The sequence below is a fragment of the Micromonospora sp. NPDC005413 genome (assembly GCF_040606435.1).
In the GTDB taxonomy this organism is placed as follows: Bacteria; Actinomycetota; Actinomycetes; order Mycobacteriales; family Micromonosporaceae; genus Micromonospora.
The window spans coordinates 310,869-328,295 of sequence record NZ_JBEXEV010000004.1 but is presented as its reverse complement, the minus strand read 5'-3'; the positions used below and the strand labels follow the sequence as shown (position 1 = coordinate 328,295).

Sequence of the window (17,427 nt, the reverse complement as noted above, 5' to 3'; positions counted from 1 at the left end):
CCGCCCAGTCCTCCACGTTCAGCACCTCCCGATGCTTCAGGAGGTGGTCCCGATTCAGCCGGAACCACGTGGTCAGTTTTCAGGCGGAGCCGACAGGGAGATCCGCTTCAGCGCTTGGCCTCGGTCTGTTACGCGTCAGCCCACCGTGCCTATGCGTGAGCACTTGCTCAGAGCATCGCGCTCCCAGTCGCTTCCTACGAGAGCGACGGGGTAGCTGACCCCTCTGCCTTGCTTGTCATCGGTCTCGACTGACAACCCTAGCGGGAGCGGCTCTCGCTGGAGGCGTGCGACCGAGCACTCGAACCACAGCTCGACCGCGAGCTGACCGGTGATGCCAGGGGGTAACAGCCGGGGCGATCCGATGCTGTGTATAACGACGCCCGGCCTCTCTGCATGAACCCCACGAACGGTGATCGGCCCGGGGCCGGCGTTGGCCAACGCCAAATACCCGGACAGTCGGACGGATCCCTCGGAGGCCGCGCTTCCAGAGTCGGCCGATGGAGGGAAGGCCACGAATGCGACCACGGCGTTCCGCTCCCGCTGATCACGCGAGTCTCGCAGTTGGCTGACACCGAAGCCGCCAAGCACAACGCCGACCACGAAGGCGGCGACGAGCCGCAGGGTCATCTTCCGTCTGACCACGAGGCGGTCATGGGCGGTGGTACCCGACTCCACCGACTGGTGATTGTGCTCATTCAGGTCGATCACTGCATGCTCCGCAACATGGACGTCAGCCTAGGGTCTCTTCACAGCAGGTCGCCCGGCCATCAACCTCGCCAGCAACGGGCCAAGCATGCTCGACCGGATGTGGCAGTTGCGGGGCAATGTCACGGCGTACGACGCGGCTTACGTCGCGGCGGCGGAGTTGATGGCCTGCCCACTCGTGACCGGTGATGGTCGGCTCGCCAAGGCCAGCGGCGTCCGCTGCGAAATCCGACTGCTCGCGCCGGCCTGACGGCGGCCGTCCATAGATCGTCGGCCTCGTGCGTTTGAGCCGGCCATGGTGAGTGGAGGCTCCCTACGTGGTTAGCCGGCGGATGGCCAACAAAGCGATGTCGTCGTCCGGATGCTCGGTGTCGAGGGTCGCCATGATGGTCTGACACACGGCATCGACGGGCGCCAGCGGAATGGACGCCATCAGACGGGCGATGCCGGCATCGAGCAGTTCGTTGCGGCGTTCGACGAGCCCGTCGGTGTAGGAGACGAGGATCGCGTCGGGCGGAAAGTCGACGGTGGTCGTGTGCCGCTGCCGGTGGCCGGTGCCGAGCGGGGGATCGATGTACGCCGGAACCATGGTGGTCGGGCCGCCGGGAACGGCCAGGACCGGCTGAGGGTGTCCGGCCAGGGAGATGTGCATGGTGGAGGCATCCGGAGAGATCATCATGTACAACGCGGTGGTCAGGCTGCCGGCCTCGAAGTGAACCACCTTCCGGTCGAGGAGGGTCAGTGTCTCCGCCGGGTCGTCGCAGACCAGGGCGTACGCGCGAAGCGCACTGCGGACCCGTCCCATCACCACCGCGGACTGCAGCCCATGACCCGACACATCACCCATGACCACGCCCAACCAACCGGAGGGAAGGGTGAACACGTCGTACCAGTCGCCGCCGACGCCGGAGGCATGACCCGGCACGTACCGGCCGGCCATCTCAAGGCCGGGCACCTCGGGCAGTTGGGTGGGGATCAGGCTACGTTGCAGAGCCAGTGCGGTGGCCTGGTCCAGTGTGTTCGCGCGGGCCCGGCTGGCCAGGCTGACCCGGTCAGCGGCCAGTTCCAGCAGGCGGACATCGTCGGGGGTGAACCGGCGCGGCGTGAGGGTGCCGACGTGCAGAACGCCGACAAGTTTCCCGTGCGCGATAACCGGCACGCCCAGCAGGGACTGGACACCGGTTTGCAGCAGGACCGGGTTGACCACCGTGTCCGAGGTGACCTGCTCGATGACCACCGGCTGCTGGGTCAGGGCGATTCGGCCGGCGAACCCCCGACCGATCGAGACGCGGAAGCCCTGGCGAACCTCCTCCTCCAGCCCCTTGGCCGCGGTAGCCACCAACTGCCGGGCGCTCACATCGAGCAGGAGGATGGCGACCGTGTCGACCTGCATCAGGTCACGGACCCGGTCGAGTAGTTCGTCGAAGAGGTCAGCGGCATCGAGTCGAGACAGGGCGGAATCGGTCAGCGCCTCAATGCGGCGTAACCGCTGCTCGTCTCCCAGGCTTTCCGCGCGGACCACCCCCGGATCTTAGTTGCCCCTCCGCCACTTCTGCCCTCGCGGCCTGTGAGATGAACCAGGCCACGAGGCCCGGGAAGACGTCAGCAAGACGCACCACCACAGCCGGCAACAGCAGGTGTCGGAAGCATCTACTCAAGGTCGCGAGCGAAAACCGGGCCGGGACCTTCCGGGCGCGATACGGAGTTGTCATGATCCATGGATGGATGAGCAGTCAGGGCCCGTCACCATGCACATCTACTGCAGGGTCGAGGTGATCGTCACGGATCCCGCAGCGGTCATCGATCACGCGGTGGCCGACCTTCGGGCGGCCGAGATCGACTGGTCCACGGAGGAGGACGATCTCGATGCAGCGGTCGAGGAGCTACGGTCGGACCTCGCCAACTCGTTGGCGGGTGTGGCGGCCATCGGCCTGCTCGGCAACGGCATCCCGGGGGTGGAGTTTCGCGGTGGCCTCTGTTGGGCCGAGCAGGGACCGGCCCGGGACCCTTTCCGTGGGGAAGGGCGGTGACGGCAAGGCAAGCGGCACGGCCACCGTTAGGCCCGGCGGTCAGGAGGGTGATGTGAGGGAGGCGGTCTCACCGCGGGCGATGGTGCGTACCTGCTTCACCCAGCCGCGGCGGCGGGCCTCCTCCACGAAGTGCGCCAGCGGGGAGCGGAACACCGGGTAGTCGTCGTAGTGGATCGGCACGGTCAGCTTCGGTCGGATCAGTTCCACCAGGTCGGCGCCCTGCCGGGCATCCATGGTGAGCAGGATCCCGGCGACCTTCGTGCCGCCGAGGTGGATCAGCATCGCGTCGATGTCCGGGTACCGCTCGGGGATGGCGGTGAGTAGCGGCCGATTGAGCGTGTCTCCGGTGACGTAGAGCCGGAACTCGCGCCTCCCGGCGCGCTCCACGTCGATCATCGTGCCCATCACGTCGGGCATCAGCAGGTCCAGGGCACCAGGGCCGTGCTTGCCGGGCATCGAGGTCAGGCGCAGCGTCGTACCGTCGCGGTGCAGCTCCCGGGACGACCAGGTCGGTAGGCCCTGGGCGGCCTGGAAGCCCCAGCGGTGCAGCTTTCGCTCCGCCGCCAGCGTGGTGACGATGGGCAGGCTGCGGTCCAGTTCCCGGCGGGCCACCCGGTCGAAGTGGTCGCCGTGCAGATGGGAGAGGACCACCGCGTCCAGCTCTGGAAGCTGGGCGATCCGCAGCGCGGGGTCCGTGCGTCGGCGCGACCACAAACCCTTGCCCAGGTACGCCCGCTGGCCCCGGTGCAAGAAGTTCGGGTCGGTCAGCAGCGTGAACCCGCCGATTCGCAGCACCGTCGTCGCGGTACCGACGAACGTCACCTGCGGTTGCTCCGCCATTTAGCCCACCTCCTACGGCTGCCGTACCCCAGCGAGCCGTCGGCATGCGCCGGGCGCGGTCCTCAGCCCTTGGAGTCGCTCGCGCCGTCGTCGTCCGCCGCCTTGGTGTCGGGTCGGGCTTGCGGCACGTGTTCCATCAGCTTGGTGAGTGCGCCGTTGGCGAAGGTGGCGCCGAGCGCTGACCCTGCCCCGATGGTCCAGCCGACGGGCCCGAGCGGTGTGCAGCCGAAGAACTGGCTCACTCCTGGCGTCTGCACCACCACCACGAGCACCCCCAGCGATGCTGCCGCGGACGCCAGCACCGCCGGGCTGGTGCCGCCGGCCAGGATGGTCTGCCCGAGTTGGGTGCCGACCAGGGCGACCAGGGCGACCGTTCCGGCCCGCTGACGACGTCCGGTGTATCGGGCCAACGTCCAGCCCGCGGTCGCGCCCAGCGTGGTGGCTGCCGCCCGCAGCCCGATCTCCCTGGTGAGGGATTCTCCGAGCGCCGCGTCCGGGCCCTCCCGGAGCAGCCCGTCGGTGCGGTCCGACGCGGGTGGCCGGACCGCGATGGCCAGTGCTGGCGCCAGGTCGGTGAGCAGATTGACGAGCAGCAGTTGTCGCCCGGTGAGGGCGGAACGGCCGGTCGCCGCGGCGGTGAGCACACTGAACGCGATCTCACCGAGGTTGCCGCCGACCAGGATGCTGAGAGCGTGTCGCACCGACGACCACATCGCCCGCCCCTCGACCAGGGTGGCGATGATGGTCTCCAACCGGTCGTCGGTGACCACCAGGTCAGCGGCTGCCCGCGCCGCCGGGGTGCCCCGTTGGCCGAGGGCGATGCCGACATCGGCCAGCCGGATCGCCGGAGCGTCGTTGGCGCCGTCACCGGTCATCGCCACGGTCCGGCCGCACTTCTGCAACGCCTGGATGATCCGTACCTTGTGCGTCGGGGTGCAGCGGGCCACCACGTCGGTGTTGGCCAACCGCTCGGCGAGCGCCTCGTCGTCCAGTTGGTCGAGCTCGCCTGCGGTGACCACCCGCTGTTCGTCGTGGTCGCTGATGGTGGCGGCGATCGCCTCGGCGGTGGCCGGATGATCACCGGTGATCATGATGGTGTGCACGCCGGCCTGCCGGATCCGGCGTACCGCCGGGGCGGCGCTCTCCCGGACTCCGTCCGCGAGGGCCAGGAAACCCACGAAGGTCAGCCCTCGGACGTCCCCGTCCGTCACCTTCGGGTCGTCCACCTGGCACTCGGCGACGGCCAGGATCCGGTTTCCCGCCCCGGCCCGGTCGGCGAGCATCCGCTCCAACTCCGCGCGTCCGGCGTCGTCCAGCGGCTGGTGACTGCCGTCGGTGCGCCGGGACGAACAGCGCGGCAGCACCGTCTCCGGGGCACCCTTGACGCTCAACAACAGGCGACCGTCGGTTTCCCCGATGCTCGCGTGGTAGCCGCGGGACGGCTCGAACGGCAGCCCGCCGGCAGCCCGCCAGCCGGCGGCGCCGGTCTGCTCCACCACCCCGGCTACTCCGGCACCCCGCCGGACCGCCCGGTCGGTCTGCAACGCCAACTCCTCCGGATCGGCAGCGGCGGGGGTGGCTCGCAGCGCAGCGGCCAGCGTCAACTGGAGTCGGTCGTCCAGCCGGTCCGTCGGGGCGTACCGGTCGCCGGCGCTGTCACCGACCCCGGCGAGCAGCAACTTGCCCTCGGTGAGAGTGCCGGTCTTGTCGAAGCAGAGCACGTCCACCCGGCCCAGCGCCTCGATGGTGCGCGGGTTGCGAACCAACGCGCCGTGCTCGGCCAGCCGCCGGGCGGCGGCCAACTGCGCCGCGCTGACCAGAAACGGCAGCCCCTCCGGCACCGACGCCACGGCGAGGTTCGCGGCGGTCGCCGCCGTCTCGGCCAGCGGTACGCCCCGAAGCAGGCCCGCGCCGGCCACCGCCACCGCTGAGCCGGCGGCCAGCGGGATGGCGGCACTGGTCAACGAGCCGAGCCGAGCTTCCACCCCGCTGGCCGGTGGCGCCTGCCGGACCAGCGCCAGGCTGCGCCCGGCCTCGGTGTCGTTGCCCGTCGCCACCACCACGGCAGTGCCGTACCCGGCGGCGACGGTGGTGCCCTCGTACAGCATGGAGTGTCGGTCGGCGATGGCGGCGGCCACCACCGGTCGGTTGGACTTGGCAACCGGCAGTGACTCGCCGGTCAGCGACGACTCGTCCGCCTCCAGGCTGACCGATTCGAGTACGCGACAGTCGGCGGGCACCGAGTCACCCGGTTCGAGGGCGATGAGGTCCCCGAGGACCAGGTCCTCGGCGGCGACCACCTGCTCGGTGCCGTCCCGACGGACCCGTGCGGTCACCGCCGATCGGGACAGCAGCTCCGCCAGGGACCGTTCCGTGTTGCGTTCGTGCACCGCTCCGATCAGGGCGGACCCACCGACCACGCTGCCCACCAGGGCGGCGTCGACCAGCGAGCCGAACGACGCGGAGAGCACCGCACCGGCGGCCAGCACCGGAGTGAGCGGGTTGGACAACTCGTCCACGAAGGCGCGCAGCAGACCACCACTACCGGGTGCGCCACCGCCGTTGGTTGGGTGGCCGTCGTGTCGGCGCTGCGCCTCCGCGGCGGTCAGACCGTCTGGCGTGGTGCCGAGGTGGTCGAGCACGGTGTTGACGGGCATCAGGTGCCAGGCGGTCGTCACGGGTGCCGGGGTGTCCGACTGGTCGCGCAGCCGGTGGGCCCGCCAGACCCCGTTCGCGAAGGCCAACCCGGCCGCGCCGTTGACCGCGACGAGCGCCCGGAAGGGTAGGTCGGTCGGTGGGGCGGTGAACGCGCCCAGCGCCCCGAGTCCCGTGCCAGCCATGCCCAGCCGGATGTTCTGCTGGGCCGTTCGCCGGGCCACCCCGGTCGCCTCGATCACCAGGGCCACCACCCGTAGGTCGGCACCGACCAGTAGGTGCGCACCCCACGGCGGCGGCTCCTCCGGCGCGGCGAACCCGAGACCACAGTCGGACCCACCGAGCGCCTTGCGGTCCGCGGAAACCAGCATCACCACCGCGCCGTCGCGCTGCAACGCGCGTACCGACTCGTTCAGCCGGTCCCCGCCGGGCAATATCGCGTCGGCGAAGTCGTACCGCTGCTCGTCGCCGCCGGCCACGACCAGCCGCAGCCCGGCCTGTCGGGCGGCGGCCGGCAGGCCGTCGACGCCGGGCGCGGGTTCCGGCTCGACCCGCAACAGTGCGGCGAGACGGTCGCCGTGGGCGAGGCCGAGCAGTTGGCCGCCGGCGGACCGCAGCCGGTCGCCGTCGGGAATGTTCCCCAGGTCGCTCGCGGGCATCTGGTCCAGTGGCCCGAGTCGCCAGCCGTCCGCCGTCCGGGAGGCGGCCGGAGAGTCCGGGTCGAACAGCGCGAAGGCCCGCTCCGCCACCTCGTCGACGTCCGCCCCGGGCACCGGTGCAAGATCGGCCAGTACGCCCCGGTCCGAGCCGAGTACGGCGGCGTCCAACACGAGCGTGTCGATCCGGTCCAGCTCCCGCAGCACGCTGCGATCCATCGCGATCACTCCGCGTCGGGCCAGCATCCGGCCGAGCTGGGCGGCGTACCCCTCGCGCCCGCTGCCGGGTGCCTTTGGCAGCGCGGACAGGCTCAGCGCCGCGGCTCGCTTGCGCCCGGCGAACGGTAACGCCGCCGCGCCGGCCGCTGCGCCGGCGGCCAGGCTCCGGTCGATGTACCGCTCGACCGGACCGTGTGGCTTCGGTCGAGGACGGTCGGCTACCGGCCACCGGGCGACGGCGCGCTCGGGGTCGCCGGTCAACCGCGGCTCGGCTTTCTCCCAGGCGGAGAGTTGGGCCCGGTCCTCGCCCCACTGCACGAGCCGTTGGGCACCGTCGAGGACGATGCCTGTCCAGCGGCCGGTCAGGCCCTGCACCACCGCCTCGGCCAGCGGAAAAAGGACATCCGCCCGCGGGTCGGAGCGCAACCGTTTGCCGAGGAACGCGTGCAGCTTCGGTTGCAGGTCCACCGCCGACAGCAGGCCGGCCACCTCACCGGGCAAAGGTGCGAACGGCAGGATCCGGGTGGCCCCCCAGAGGGTCAGGCCCAGCGCGTCCGAAGCGAGCGCGCCAAGGGTGCGCGGGGTGTGCGGCCCCTCCTCCGGCGGGTGCGGTGGCGGGATCTCCGGGTCAGGCTCGTGGTCGCAGGTTCGCTCGACGCGGTCGATCGTGGCGATGAGGTCACGCACACTCGGCTCGGGAGCCTGCACGGCCACCACCACCCGGCCGGATGGGGCGTTCACCCTGGCCCAGGCGACCCCGGGCATCCGCTCCAGCGCGCCCTCCACCTGCCGGGCGAGCTGATCGCCGCCCTCCTGGCACACGCCGTGCACCTCGATGTGGTGCCGACCGGGCCGGGACCAGACGCGACGCCGGCTGAGCCCGACTGAACGGGCCAGCCGGGTCGCGGCCGACCCGACGGTCCGGGACGCCTCGCCGACCAGCGGTGGCACGCCGAAGGACGGCAGGAGGCGGCCGACAGCGCGACCCGCCGCCGTCATCGAGGCGTACGGCTGGACGGACGTCGGCCCGGCTCCCTGTTGCCGCTGGTCCTGACCTCGCCCATGTCGTCCTCCCACCGCCTGACGTCCGGCGGCCTGGCTTCCCGACCTGCCGTCCGTTATGCCCTTCAAGTGGGGGAACTTTCCGCCGACGCCAGCGCATGGACGGGGTGGGCGGTGGAACCCGACGACCATCACCGGACATGGGGAGGCCGGAATGAGCACGCTGACTCGACATCTCAACGGTGCGCGCGAGAACGTCCAGATGTACAGCCGGAGGATGGAGCTACCGATGCTGGGCGAGGTGGCGGTGCCGCCACCGGACAAGGTCGCCTATTACGCCGGGCTCGGGGTGCTCGCCGCACTCCAGGTCATCGAGTGGCCGATCGCCCTGGTGATCACCGCCGGTCACCTGCTGGCAGACCAGCATTTTTCGGGACTGGCGAGCGGTGTCGGGAAGGCGCTGCAGGACACCTGACGAGAGCCGGGTCACCGGCGGTTGACATGCATCAGGGTTGAGGTCGCATGCTCGGTCCATGCCGAGCACAACCGTCACCGCCGTACCAGTCGTACCGGGGTTGTTCGCTCCCCGGTTGCGAGCGATGACCGTGGGCAGCGTTGCGTTGATCTCGTTGCTCGCGTTCGAGGCGTTGGCGGTCGGCACGGCCATGCCGACCGTCGCCCGCAGCCTGGACGGGCTGGCGCTGTACGGGATCGCGTTCGGTGGCCCGTTCGCCACGGGCGTGCTGGCCATGGTGGTCTCCGGGATCTGGTGCGACGCCCGAGGTCCCCGCGGGCCGATGTGGCACGGCGTCGCCTGGTTCGTGGTCGGGTTGATCATCGCCGGGACCGCCCCTGTGATGAGCGCGCTGGTTGTCGGGCGGGTGGTGCAGGGGTTCGGCTCGGGGCTGCTCTCGGTGGCGCTCTACGTGATCGTCGGGCACGCGTACCCGCAGGAGTTGCACCGGCGGATCTTCGCCGCGTTCGCGGCGGCGTGGGTCGTGCCGTCGCTGGTCGGGCCGGCGGTGGCCGGCCTGATCGTGGAGTACCTGGGCTGGCGGTGGGTCTTCCTGGCGGTGCCGGCGGTGGCCGTGCCGGCGGTGCTGCTGATCCATCCCGGCCTGCGGTCGCTGGGCCGGAGTGTGGCGACCAGTCCGCCGGCCGGCGCGGCGGCGCGGATCGGTTGGGCGTGCGGGGCCGCGGTGAGTGCCGCACTGTTGCACATCGGGGGGCAGCAGCGCGGTGCCATCGCCCTGGTGCTGATCGGGCTCGCCGTGGTCGGCCTACTGGTCTGCGCTCCACGCGTGCTACCGGCCGGGTTCCTCCGGGCGGCTCGGGGGTTGCCCACCGTCGTCGGGCTGCGCGGCCTGGCGTCGGCGGCGTTCGTCGGCGCCGAGGTGGTCATCCCGTTGATGCTCTCCCGGGAGCGGGGCCTCTCACCGACCGCAGCCGGGCTGGTCCTCACGGTTGGCGCGCTGGCCTGGTCGGTGGGCTCCTGGTTGCAGGGCCGGATTCCGCTGCCGGCCTCCCGGGCGAGCCTGCCCCGCGCCGGGCTGAGCTGCATCACGCTCGGCATCGCCACGGTGGCGTTGGCCGTCCGGCCCGAGCTGCCGGTGACCGTCGCCGTGGTCGGCTGGGCGATCGCGGGCCTCGGCATGGGGCTGCTCTATCCGTCGTTGTCGGTGCTCACCCTGGAGCTGTCCGCCCCCGGTGAGCAGGGTCGCAACAGCTCGTCGTTGCAACTGGGCGACTCGCTCTTCGCGGCGACCGTGCTCGCGCTGACCGGGGCGGTGCTGGCTGCGGGAAGCGCGCCTGGCCCGGGCAGTTACGCGGCGACTCTGGTGGTGGCCGCGGGCCTGGCGCTGCTCGGTGCGCTGCTCGCCGGCCGCGTGGTGGTGGGTGGGAGCACGCGCGCGGTCGGGTGATGCGGGGATTCGGCCGCGCCTACCGGGGTGGGCCGGGAGGATGGCGGCGATGGTCAACGAGGTGTTGATCGCGTTCTTCGCGCTGCTGACCGTACTGGACCTGATCCGATCGAGGTAAGCCGCCGCACATCCGGTCACGGGACAGCTCGTCGTGCCGTCAAGGCCCGGTGAGCCGACGACGCGACGTCGGACGGGTCGGTGCGCCGCGGCTCGCGGCGGGATGGGAGGACAGGATGAGGGTTCTGGTTACCGGGGCGGGCGGCCACCTGGGTAGCGCGATGCTGGCCCGGCTGCGTGACGACGGGGTCAGCGTCCGGGCCACCAGCCGCCGGCCGCGTAGCGGCTCGGACGCGGAGTGGGTGGTGACCGACCTGGCTACCGGGGAGGGGTTGGCCGAGGCGGTGACCGGTGTGGACGCCGTGCTGCACCTGGCGTCCTCGCCTCGGGGTCGGCAGACCCACCAGGTGGATGTGCTGGGCACGCGCCGATTGGTAGTGGCTGCCGGCAGGGCCGGTGTGCGGCACATCGTCTACATCTCGATCGTCGGGGTGGATCGGGTGCCGATTCCGTACTACCGGCACAAGCTCGCCGCCGAGCAGGTGATCGCGGCCGGCCCGGTGCCGTGGTCGGTGCTGCGAGCCACCCAGTTCCCACAGTTCCTGGACGACATGCTGACGGCGAGCGCGCGGTTGGGCCCGGTGATCGGGGACCGTTCGGTGCTCGCCCAACCGGTCGACCCGGGCGAGGTGGCAGCACGGCTGGCAGCGCGGGTGAGCGCCGGCCCGCTGGGCGGCATCGAGGAGTACGGCGGGCCGCAGGTGCTCCGCTTCGACGAGGCGGTCCGCGCCTGGCGGGAGGCTCGGGGTTCGCGCCGACCGTTGCTGCCGGTGCGAACCCCCGGCCGGCTCGGTCGCGAGTTGCGCGCCGGTGGCCTGGTCACCGAAGCGCTGCCCCGAGGCGTCCGCACCTGGGCCGACCATCTCGCGGACACGTACGGGGGAACCGAGCGGAAATGAGAGAGATCCTGGTTCACGTTCGCCTTACGGTGACGCCATGTTCGCTGTCGTCACCACCGTGATTCTCTACGTCTTCGGCTTCGTCTTCCTCTACGGCGTGATCCGGCTGGGTGTCCGGCACGCTATGGAGGACCTGGAGCTGCAACGGGCCAAGGCTCAGCGCGAAGAGGAGCTGGCGGCCTCCCGTGACCGCTCCTTCATGCGCGACAACGCTTTCCTCGCCGGCAGTTGAGCACCGATTCGGTTCGACCCGGACCGGTGACGTCGCGGGACGGCCCGGGAGCCGCCGGGCGGTTCAGCGTGGCGGATGCGAGGATCGCACCCGTGATGGGAACGCTGAAGACCGAACCGGCCCGCGCCCGCCTGGACCTGCTCGCCCCGCCGGTCGCGGAGGCTGTCGCCCAGTGGCCCGCCAATGCGCCGGTGGACGTCAACGACGTGCTGGTCGCACCGATCGACGCCGACCTCGCCGACACCGCGGCGTTCTGCGCGGCGTACGAGGTGGGGTTGGACGTGTCGGCCAACTGTGTCGTGGTGGCTGGCAAGCGTGAGGGTGTGGTCCGCTACGCGGCCTGCATCGTCCTGGCCACCACCAGGGTCGACGTGAACGGGGTGGCCCGGAGGGCGCTGGACGTCCGTAAGGCGAGCTTCGCCGCGATGACCGACGCGGTTGAGCTGACCGGCATGGAGTATGGCGGCATCACCCCGATCGGGCTGCCGGCGCAGTGGCCGATCCTGGTGGACGCCCGCGTGATCGCCACACCGCACGTGATCATCGGGTCCGGTGTGCGGCACAGCAAGATCGCGCTGCCGGGGCCGGCGTTGGGCGCGCTGCCCGGTGCGCAGGTGGTGGAAGGGCTGGCCAGGCCGGCATGACCGGGCATCACCATCGATACCGTTGCACGTGAAACATCACGATCATCGATGCCTGGCGTCGTTGGGTCGGTGACTCAGTGTGAGTGAGCTGCGGACTCGCGCTGCTCGACCTCGGTCAACGCGGCGACCAGCGTCTGCGCCTCCTGGGCGCCGGACACCGCGTACTTTCCGGCCAGCACGAAGGTCGGCACGCTGGTGATGCCCAGATCTCGGGCGGCGGCCAGGTCGGCGGTGATGTCGGCAACGCGCTCGTCGGAATCGAGGAACCGGCGTGCGTCGGCGGCGTCCAGGCCGATCCCGCCGGCCAGGGTGGCCAGCGCCTCCCGGGAGCCGATGTCGACGCCCTGGGTGAAGTGCGCCTGGTAGAGCGCCTCCACCATCTCGGCCGCCAGACCGTGGTCGGTCGCGTAGGAGACCAGTCGGTGCGCGTCGAAGGTGTTGGCGATCAGCGCGCGGTCGAAGTCCAGTCGCAGCCCGTCGCCCGCCGCGACCTGGGTCACGTGGGCGAACATCTGCCGCGCCCGCTCCGGACCGCCGAACTTGGCGGCCATCGCCTCCACCAACGGGCGAGCCTCGGGCACCGGCGACGGGTCCAGCTGGAACGGCCGGTAGCGGACCGTCACCTCGCCCTCGTAACTGGCGAGGGCCTCATCCAGGCGGCGCTTGCCGATGTAGCACCACGGGCACACGACGTCCGCGTAGATCTCGATCTCCATGATCGGTGGCAACCACTCGGTCAGGCGAGTTGTTCCCGGATCTGACGCTTGAGTCGGCCCAGGATCGCCGTGCCCCCGCGTACCCGCAGCGGGCTGATCGCCTGCGCCAACCCCATCCGCTGGTAGAGGTCGTCCGGAACGGCCAGCACCTGATCGGCGCTCGCGCCCGCCAGCCCCTCGGCGAGGATGCCCGCGAACGCCCGGGTGGTGGGCGCTTCCGGCGGGCAGTCGAAGAGCGTCTCCACGGTGCCCTCCGGGGTCACCCGAGCACGCAGGAAGAACGCCGTCTGACATTCCGGCACCTGCTCCATGCCCTCGCGCTCGGCGGCGTCCGGCAGTGCCGGGATGACGTCCGCGTACTCCAGGAGCAGCTCCAGCACCAGGTCGCGCGGCGCGGCGGCGAACTCGTCGACGATCTCGGCCAGTCGGGCCGGCATGTCAGCCATGTGTCGAGGCTACCGCCGTTGTAAGGGGCTCCTGCGAACAGGCCGCCGACGCATGCTGCGCCCGGGCGCCCCGGCCCATTCGTCCTCAGACGGTGGGCGACTGCTCGCTGATCTCGCTGAGGGCGCTGGTGGGGTCGAGCTGCATGGCCAGGTCGCCGAGCGAGACGATCCCCACCAACTTGCGGTCGCTGTCACAGACCAACACCCTCCGGATGCCCCGGTCCCGCATGAGCGTCGCCGCCTCCCCCGCCGTGCAGTGCTGCTCGATCATGACCACCTCACGGGTGACGATCGAGCCGATGGTGGTGGCCGCCGGTGAGCTGTTCTCCGCCACGGCCCGGACCACGATGTCCCGGTCGGTGAGCATGCCGGCGAGGCTGGCGCCGTCGGTGACCACCACGTCACCGATGTCCGCCTCCTTCATCACCCTGGCCGCTTCGTCCAGGGTGGTCTCCGTCGGCAGGTACACGACCTGCTTGGTCATCACGTCACTGACCCGGTAACCGGTCATGAGAGCCTCCGAAGACGTTTCCAGCCGATCAGACTGCACTACCCCGTGGTGGGGTGGCTACACCAGGTTTCCACGTTCCCGGCGTACCTCGTGGACAAGCCGGTCGACCAGACCGTCCAGGGGCAGCTCGGTCCGACCGTCGCCGGCCCGGTCGCGTAGCTCGACGTACCCGTCGGCGAGTCGGCGGCCGACCACGACGGCCCGGGGGATGCCGATCAGCTCGGCGTCGGTGAACTTGACCCCGGCCGAGACGTGCGTCCGGTCGTCGACCAGCACCCGCAGGCCGGCGGCGGCGAGGCGCCCGCCGAGCTCCAGCGCCGCGTCGAGCTGTGGCCCCTTGCCCGCAACCACCAGGTGTACGTCGCACGGCGCGATTGCCGCCGGCCAGACCAGCCCCCGGTCGTCGTGGTGCTGCTCGGCGATCGCCGCCACCGCCCGGGACACCCCGATGCCGTAGGAGCCCATGGTCGGCCGGACCGGCTTGCCGGCCGGGCCGAGCACGTCGACCGCGAACGCGTCGGTGAACCGGCGGCCGAGCTGGAAGATGTGCCCGATCTCGATACCCCGCCGGATGGTCAGCTCGCCGGCGTCGCAGTCGGGGCAGGGGTCGCCAGGGCGCACCTCGGCCGCCTCGATCGTGCCGTCGGGCGTGAAGTCCCGACCGCAGACCACGTCCGTCGCGTGCCGGCCCGGCTCGTTCGCCCCGGTCAACCAGGCCGAACCGGGCACCACTCGCGGATCGACCAGGTAACGGATGCCCAGCTTGTCGAGCAGTTGCGGCCCGAGGTAGCCGCGGACCAGCTCCGGATGCTCTGCCCACTCCTCGAAGACGGCCACCTGGGCCGGGTGCAGGGCGGCACCGACCCGCTTCAGGTCGACCTCCCGGTCACCCGGCAGCCCGATCACCAGAGGCTCGGCGCGCTCCAAGCCCGGCTGGCGGACGGACAGCACGACGTTCTTCAGGGTGTCGGCGGCGGTCCAGCCGTCCCGGCCGCCCAGCCGGCGTGCGTTGGCCAGCTCGACCAGGCTGGCGATCGTCGGAGTCTCCGGAGTGTCGTGCACCTCGACGGGCGGCTGCGCGGTCGGATCGCCACCGGCCGGCGCCCGGGTGATGACCGCCTCGGTGTTGGCCGCATAGTCGCAGGCGGTGCAGCCGACGAAGGTGTCCTCGCCGACCGGTGTCGCCGCCAGGAACTCCTCCGACGCGGAGCCACCCATCGCCCCGGACATCGCGTGCACCACGGTGTAGTCCAGACCCAGCCGGTCGAAGATCCGCTGGTACGCCGCTCGATGCCGTGCGTACGCGTCCCGCAGCCCCGCCTCGTCCAGGTCGAAGGAGTACGCGTCCTTCATCAGGAACTCCCGGCCGCGCAGCAACCCGGCCCGGGGCCGTGCCTCGTCGCGGAACTTCGTCTGCACCTGGAACAGCGTCACGGGGAAGTCCCGGTAGGAGGTGACCAGGTCCTTGACCAGCAGTGCCGCCAGCTCCTCGTGGGTGGGCCCCAACAGGTGCTCGGCACCGCGCCGGTCCGCGAGGGTGAAGATGTCGTCGCCGTACTCCGACCACCGGCCGCTCGTCCGGTACGGCTCAGCCGGCAGCAACGCGGGGAAGTGCACCTCCTGGTCGCCGATCGCGATCAGCTCGCTCCGCACCACCTCGGTGATCCGGTCCAGCACCAGCTTGCCCAGCGGCAGCCAGGTGTAGCCGCCCGGCGCGGCGCGACGGATGTAACCGGCGCGCAGCAGCAGCCGGTGGCTCGGCACCTCCGCGTCGGCCGGGTCCTCGCGCAGGGTCCGCAGCAACAGGGTCGACATCCGCAGCAGCATGGGCGCAGCCTAGGACCGTCGTGACGGTCGCGGCCAACCAATTCGTCCGGCGGGTCCCTTGAGGTCGGTCGTTGAAGCCTGCCGAGAATCGCCGGTCCGGGCGGCAACCATCGTTGCCCGAGGCGACGTCTGGGAAGGCAGCACGCCCTCACGCACCACTACCTGAAGGATCGGCTCGTGTGGACCCATCGCTGAGTGAGTTCGACTCGTTCGTCCGTACCCGCACCCCGGCGTTGCTGCGCTCGGCGTACCTGCTGACCGGGGATCAGCATCTGGCCGAGGACCTCGTCCAGTCGGCCCTTGCCCGTACCCATCGGTCCTGGAACAGGCTGCACCACAGCGGCAACGCCGAGGCGTACACCCGTAAGACGATGTACCACCTGCAGGTGTCCTGGTGGCGGCGGCGCCGGGTGCCCGAGTCGATGCCGGGCGACCTGCCCGAGCCACGCGGAGGCGACTCGGCCCCTGACCACGCGCACCAGACCAGCCTGCGGCTCACCCTCCGGGCGGCGCTGGCGAAGCTCTCCTCGAAGCAGAGGGCCGTGCTGGTGCTGCGGTTCTTCGAGGACCGCACCGAGGTCGAGACCGCCGATCTGCTCGGCGTCACCGTCGGCACCGTGAAGAGCCAGACGGCCAAGTCGCTGGCCAGGTTGCGCGCCGTCGCGCCCGAGCTCGCCGAGCTGTACGTCCTGGAAGGGATCACCCGATGAACGACCAGCGTCTCCGGCTCGATCTGACCGCGCTGGCCGAGGAGGTCGCCGTGGTCGACCTGCGGGACCGGACCCTGCGTACGTCCCGTCGGCTCGGCATCCAGCGGGCGGTGGCCACCTCGGCGGCCGCGTTGGTGCTGATCGCAGCGGCGACCGGCACCGCCTTCGCCATGCGTTCGAACCGGTCCCCGTCCCCACTGCCCGCCGACACCCCGTCGGTCACGGCGACGCCGACGCCGTCGGCCAGCCCGACGCCGTCCACCAGCACCAGCGACGCACCAGGCTCACCGCCCAGTAGCGGGTCCGGCACGAACACGCCGACGGTGAAGATCGGCAAGCTCTTCTACGGGCCTGCCAAGGTGACCGGCGCGGAGAACGCGAACCTGCGATCCTGGCGCCCCGGCGACAACCCGGTGCGCCTGCTGGCACTGCCGGAACTCGCGTTGAAGGGCAACGTGAGCGTCTCGCCGGACGGTCGCCGGGTGGCCTGGGTGGACAGCGACGACAGCAGCAGGCACACCCTCTTCGTCGCCAACGCCGACGGCTCCGACAAGCAGCAGATGCGTCCGTACGTGGATGATCAGTGCCTCACCCCGGTCTGGTCGCCGGACGGACGACACCTGCTGATCCGTGCGGTCGAGGCGATGGGTGGGGGCGGCCGGTCCGGCGTGCTGGACACCCGCAGCGACAAGAAGACGGTCACGTGGTGGACCGAGCAGCCGGGCGGCTGCCACGGCCTCTGGTCCGCGGACGGCCAGACCATCGCCATGACCAGCGACGGCGGGGTCACGCTCTATGGCACGGACGGCGCGAAGAAGCGAGCCGTTCCCGGCTTCTCCGTGGACGGCTGGCGCAGCAACGACGTCGCCAGTCTCTCCCCGGACGGCTCCCGGGTGGCGCTGGACCGGAGGAAGGCAGGTGAGGACGCTGGTGACGTCGCTCGCGACCTATGGGTCAACGTTGTGTTGGACACCCGCAGCGGCAAGCCTGTCGAACTGCCGTTGGGTGGGCGGACGCTGCGGCAGGTCTACTTCCAGGCCGACGGCTCGATGGTCGTGCGGGTCCAGGCCGGCAGCGGGTACGCCGTGCTGCTGGTGGACGAGAACGGACGGAAGATCTCCGAAACCGCCGAGCCGGCGGCCCTGAAGGACATGCAGATCCTGGCCGTCGTGGCCTGACGACCAGCAAGGCGAAGGGCGGGTCACCCTCGGGGTGCCCCGCCCTTCTGCGGTCTCGCGCACCGACCGTCGCGACGACGGTGATCACCGTCGGTGATCTGCGGAAATGGTTGCCGGT

Annotated in this window: 15 protein-coding genes and 2 pseudogenes; 9 read left to right on the top strand and 8 right to left on the bottom strand. The window is 71.0% G+C overall.

Annotated elements, in window-relative coordinates; all coding sequences use genetic code 11:
- Window positions 1-135: 135 nt before the first annotated feature.
- A complete protein-coding gene (locus ABZS37_RS09040; protein ID WP_355167060.1) occupies window positions 136-708 on the bottom strand; it encodes a hypothetical protein in 573 nt (190 codons plus the stop codon).
- Window positions 709-790: 82 nt separating this feature from the next.
- On the opposite strand from ABZS37_RS09040, the pseudogene ABZS37_RS09035 reads away from it, so the two are divergent.
- Window positions 791-955 (top strand): annotated as a pseudogene (locus ABZS37_RS09035) (VapC toxin family PIN domain ribonuclease); the annotation flags it as partial.
- A gap of 63 nt (window positions 956-1,018) precedes the next feature.
- Here ABZS37_RS09035 and ABZS37_RS09030 read toward each other — a convergent pair.
- On the bottom strand, window positions 1,019-2,227 hold the full coding sequence (locus ABZS37_RS09030; protein WP_355167058.1) for a GAF domain-containing SpoIIE family protein phosphatase: 1,209 nt from the start codon (window positions 2,225-2,227) through the stop codon (window positions 1,019-1,021).
- 199 nt (window positions 2,228-2,426) lie between these two features.
- Here ABZS37_RS09030 and ABZS37_RS09025 point away from each other — a divergent pair, with 199 nt between their 5' ends.
- Window positions 2,427-2,735 (top strand): hypothetical protein, encoded by a 309-nt coding sequence (locus ABZS37_RS09025; RefSeq protein ID WP_355167056.1) that lies wholly within the window; start codon window positions 2,427-2,429, stop codon window positions 2,733-2,735.
- A 39-nt stretch (window positions 2,736-2,774) separates the two neighbouring features.
- Here ABZS37_RS09025 and ABZS37_RS09020 read toward each other — a convergent pair whose 3' ends face one another.
- Both ABZS37_RS09020 and ABZS37_RS09015 read right to left on the bottom strand, forming a co-directional pair.
- Window positions 2,775-3,575 (bottom strand): MBL fold metallo-hydrolase, encoded by an 801-nt coding sequence (locus ABZS37_RS09020; RefSeq protein ID WP_355167054.1) that lies wholly within the window; start codon window positions 3,573-3,575, stop codon window positions 2,775-2,777.
- A 62-nt stretch (window positions 3,576-3,637) separates the two neighbouring features.
- Window positions 3,638-8,104: an HAD-IC family P-type ATPase gene (locus ABZS37_RS09015; protein WP_355167052.1), complete on the bottom strand. Its 4,467-nt coding sequence runs from the start codon at window positions 8,102-8,104 to the stop codon at window positions 3,638-3,640.
- Window positions 8,105-8,265: 161 nt separating this feature from the next.
- On the opposite strand from ABZS37_RS09015, the pseudogene ABZS37_RS09010 reads away from it, so the two are divergent.
- The 5 genes and pseudogenes from ABZS37_RS09010 to ABZS37_RS08990 all read left to right on the top strand — a co-directional run bounded on the left by ABZS37_RS09010 (window position 8,266) and on the right by ABZS37_RS08990 (window position 11,921).
- Window positions 8,266-8,582 (top strand): annotated as a pseudogene (locus tag ABZS37_RS09010) (hypothetical protein).
- A gap of 58 nt (window positions 8,583-8,640) precedes the next feature.
- Entirely contained in the window at window positions 8,641-10,029 is a 1,389-nt protein-coding gene (locus ABZS37_RS09005; protein WP_355167050.1) for an MFS transporter, read from the top strand.
- Between the two features lie 233 nt (window positions 10,030-10,262).
- Window positions 10,263-11,045, top strand: coding sequence for an NAD(P)H-binding protein (locus tag ABZS37_RS09000; protein ID WP_355167048.1), 783 nt, complete (start codon window positions 10,263-10,265; stop codon window positions 11,043-11,045).
- Window positions 11,046-11,082: 37 nt separating this feature from the next.
- The gene (locus tag ABZS37_RS08995; protein ID WP_184180081.1) at window positions 11,083-11,277 is read left to right on the top strand and encodes a hypothetical protein; all 195 of its coding nucleotides are present in this window, start codon (window positions 11,083-11,085) and stop codon (window positions 11,275-11,277) included.
- A gap of 95 nt (window positions 11,278-11,372) precedes the next feature.
- On the top strand, window positions 11,373-11,921 hold the full coding sequence (locus ABZS37_RS08990) for a YbaK/EbsC family protein (RefSeq protein WP_355167096.1): 549 nt from the start codon (window positions 11,373-11,375) through the stop codon (window positions 11,919-11,921).
- A 74-nt stretch (window positions 11,922-11,995) separates the two neighbouring features.
- Here the strand turns inward: ABZS37_RS08990 and ABZS37_RS08985 are convergent, their stop codons facing one another.
- The 4 genes from ABZS37_RS08985 to ABZS37_RS08970 form a co-directional block, all read right to left on the bottom strand.
- The gene (locus ABZS37_RS08985) at window positions 11,996-12,637 is read right to left on the bottom strand and encodes a DsbA family oxidoreductase (protein ID WP_355167046.1); all 642 of its coding nucleotides are present in this window, start codon (window positions 12,635-12,637) and stop codon (window positions 11,996-11,998) included.
- A gap of 20 nt (window positions 12,638-12,657) precedes the next feature.
- Window positions 12,658-13,083: a SufE family protein gene (locus ABZS37_RS08980; protein WP_355167044.1), complete on the bottom strand. Its 426-nt coding sequence runs from the start codon at window positions 13,081-13,083 to the stop codon at window positions 12,658-12,660.
- Window positions 13,084-13,168: 85 nt separating this feature from the next.
- Window positions 13,169-13,594, bottom strand: coding sequence for a CBS domain-containing protein (locus ABZS37_RS08975; RefSeq protein WP_355167042.1), 426 nt, complete (start codon window positions 13,592-13,594; stop codon window positions 13,169-13,171).
- Window positions 13,595-13,651: 57 nt separating this feature from the next.
- Window positions 13,652-15,421 (bottom strand): proline--tRNA ligase, encoded by a 1,770-nt coding sequence (locus ABZS37_RS08970; RefSeq protein ID WP_355167040.1) that lies wholly within the window; start codon window positions 15,419-15,421, stop codon window positions 13,652-13,654.
- A 179-nt stretch (window positions 15,422-15,600) separates the two neighbouring features.
- Here ABZS37_RS08970 and ABZS37_RS08965 point away from each other — a divergent pair, with 179 nt between their 5' ends.
- The gene (locus ABZS37_RS08965; protein WP_355167038.1) at window positions 15,601-16,131 is read left to right on the top strand and encodes a SigE family RNA polymerase sigma factor; all 531 of its coding nucleotides are present in this window, start codon (window positions 15,601-15,603) and stop codon (window positions 16,129-16,131) included.
- On the top strand, window positions 16,128-17,309 hold the full coding sequence (locus ABZS37_RS08960; protein ID WP_355167036.1) for a hypothetical protein: 1,182 nt from the start codon (window positions 16,128-16,130) through the stop codon (window positions 17,307-17,309). The genes ABZS37_RS08965 and ABZS37_RS08960 overlap by 4 nt, the downstream gene beginning before the upstream one ends.
- The last annotated feature ends 118 nt before the right edge of the window (window positions 17,310-17,427 follow it).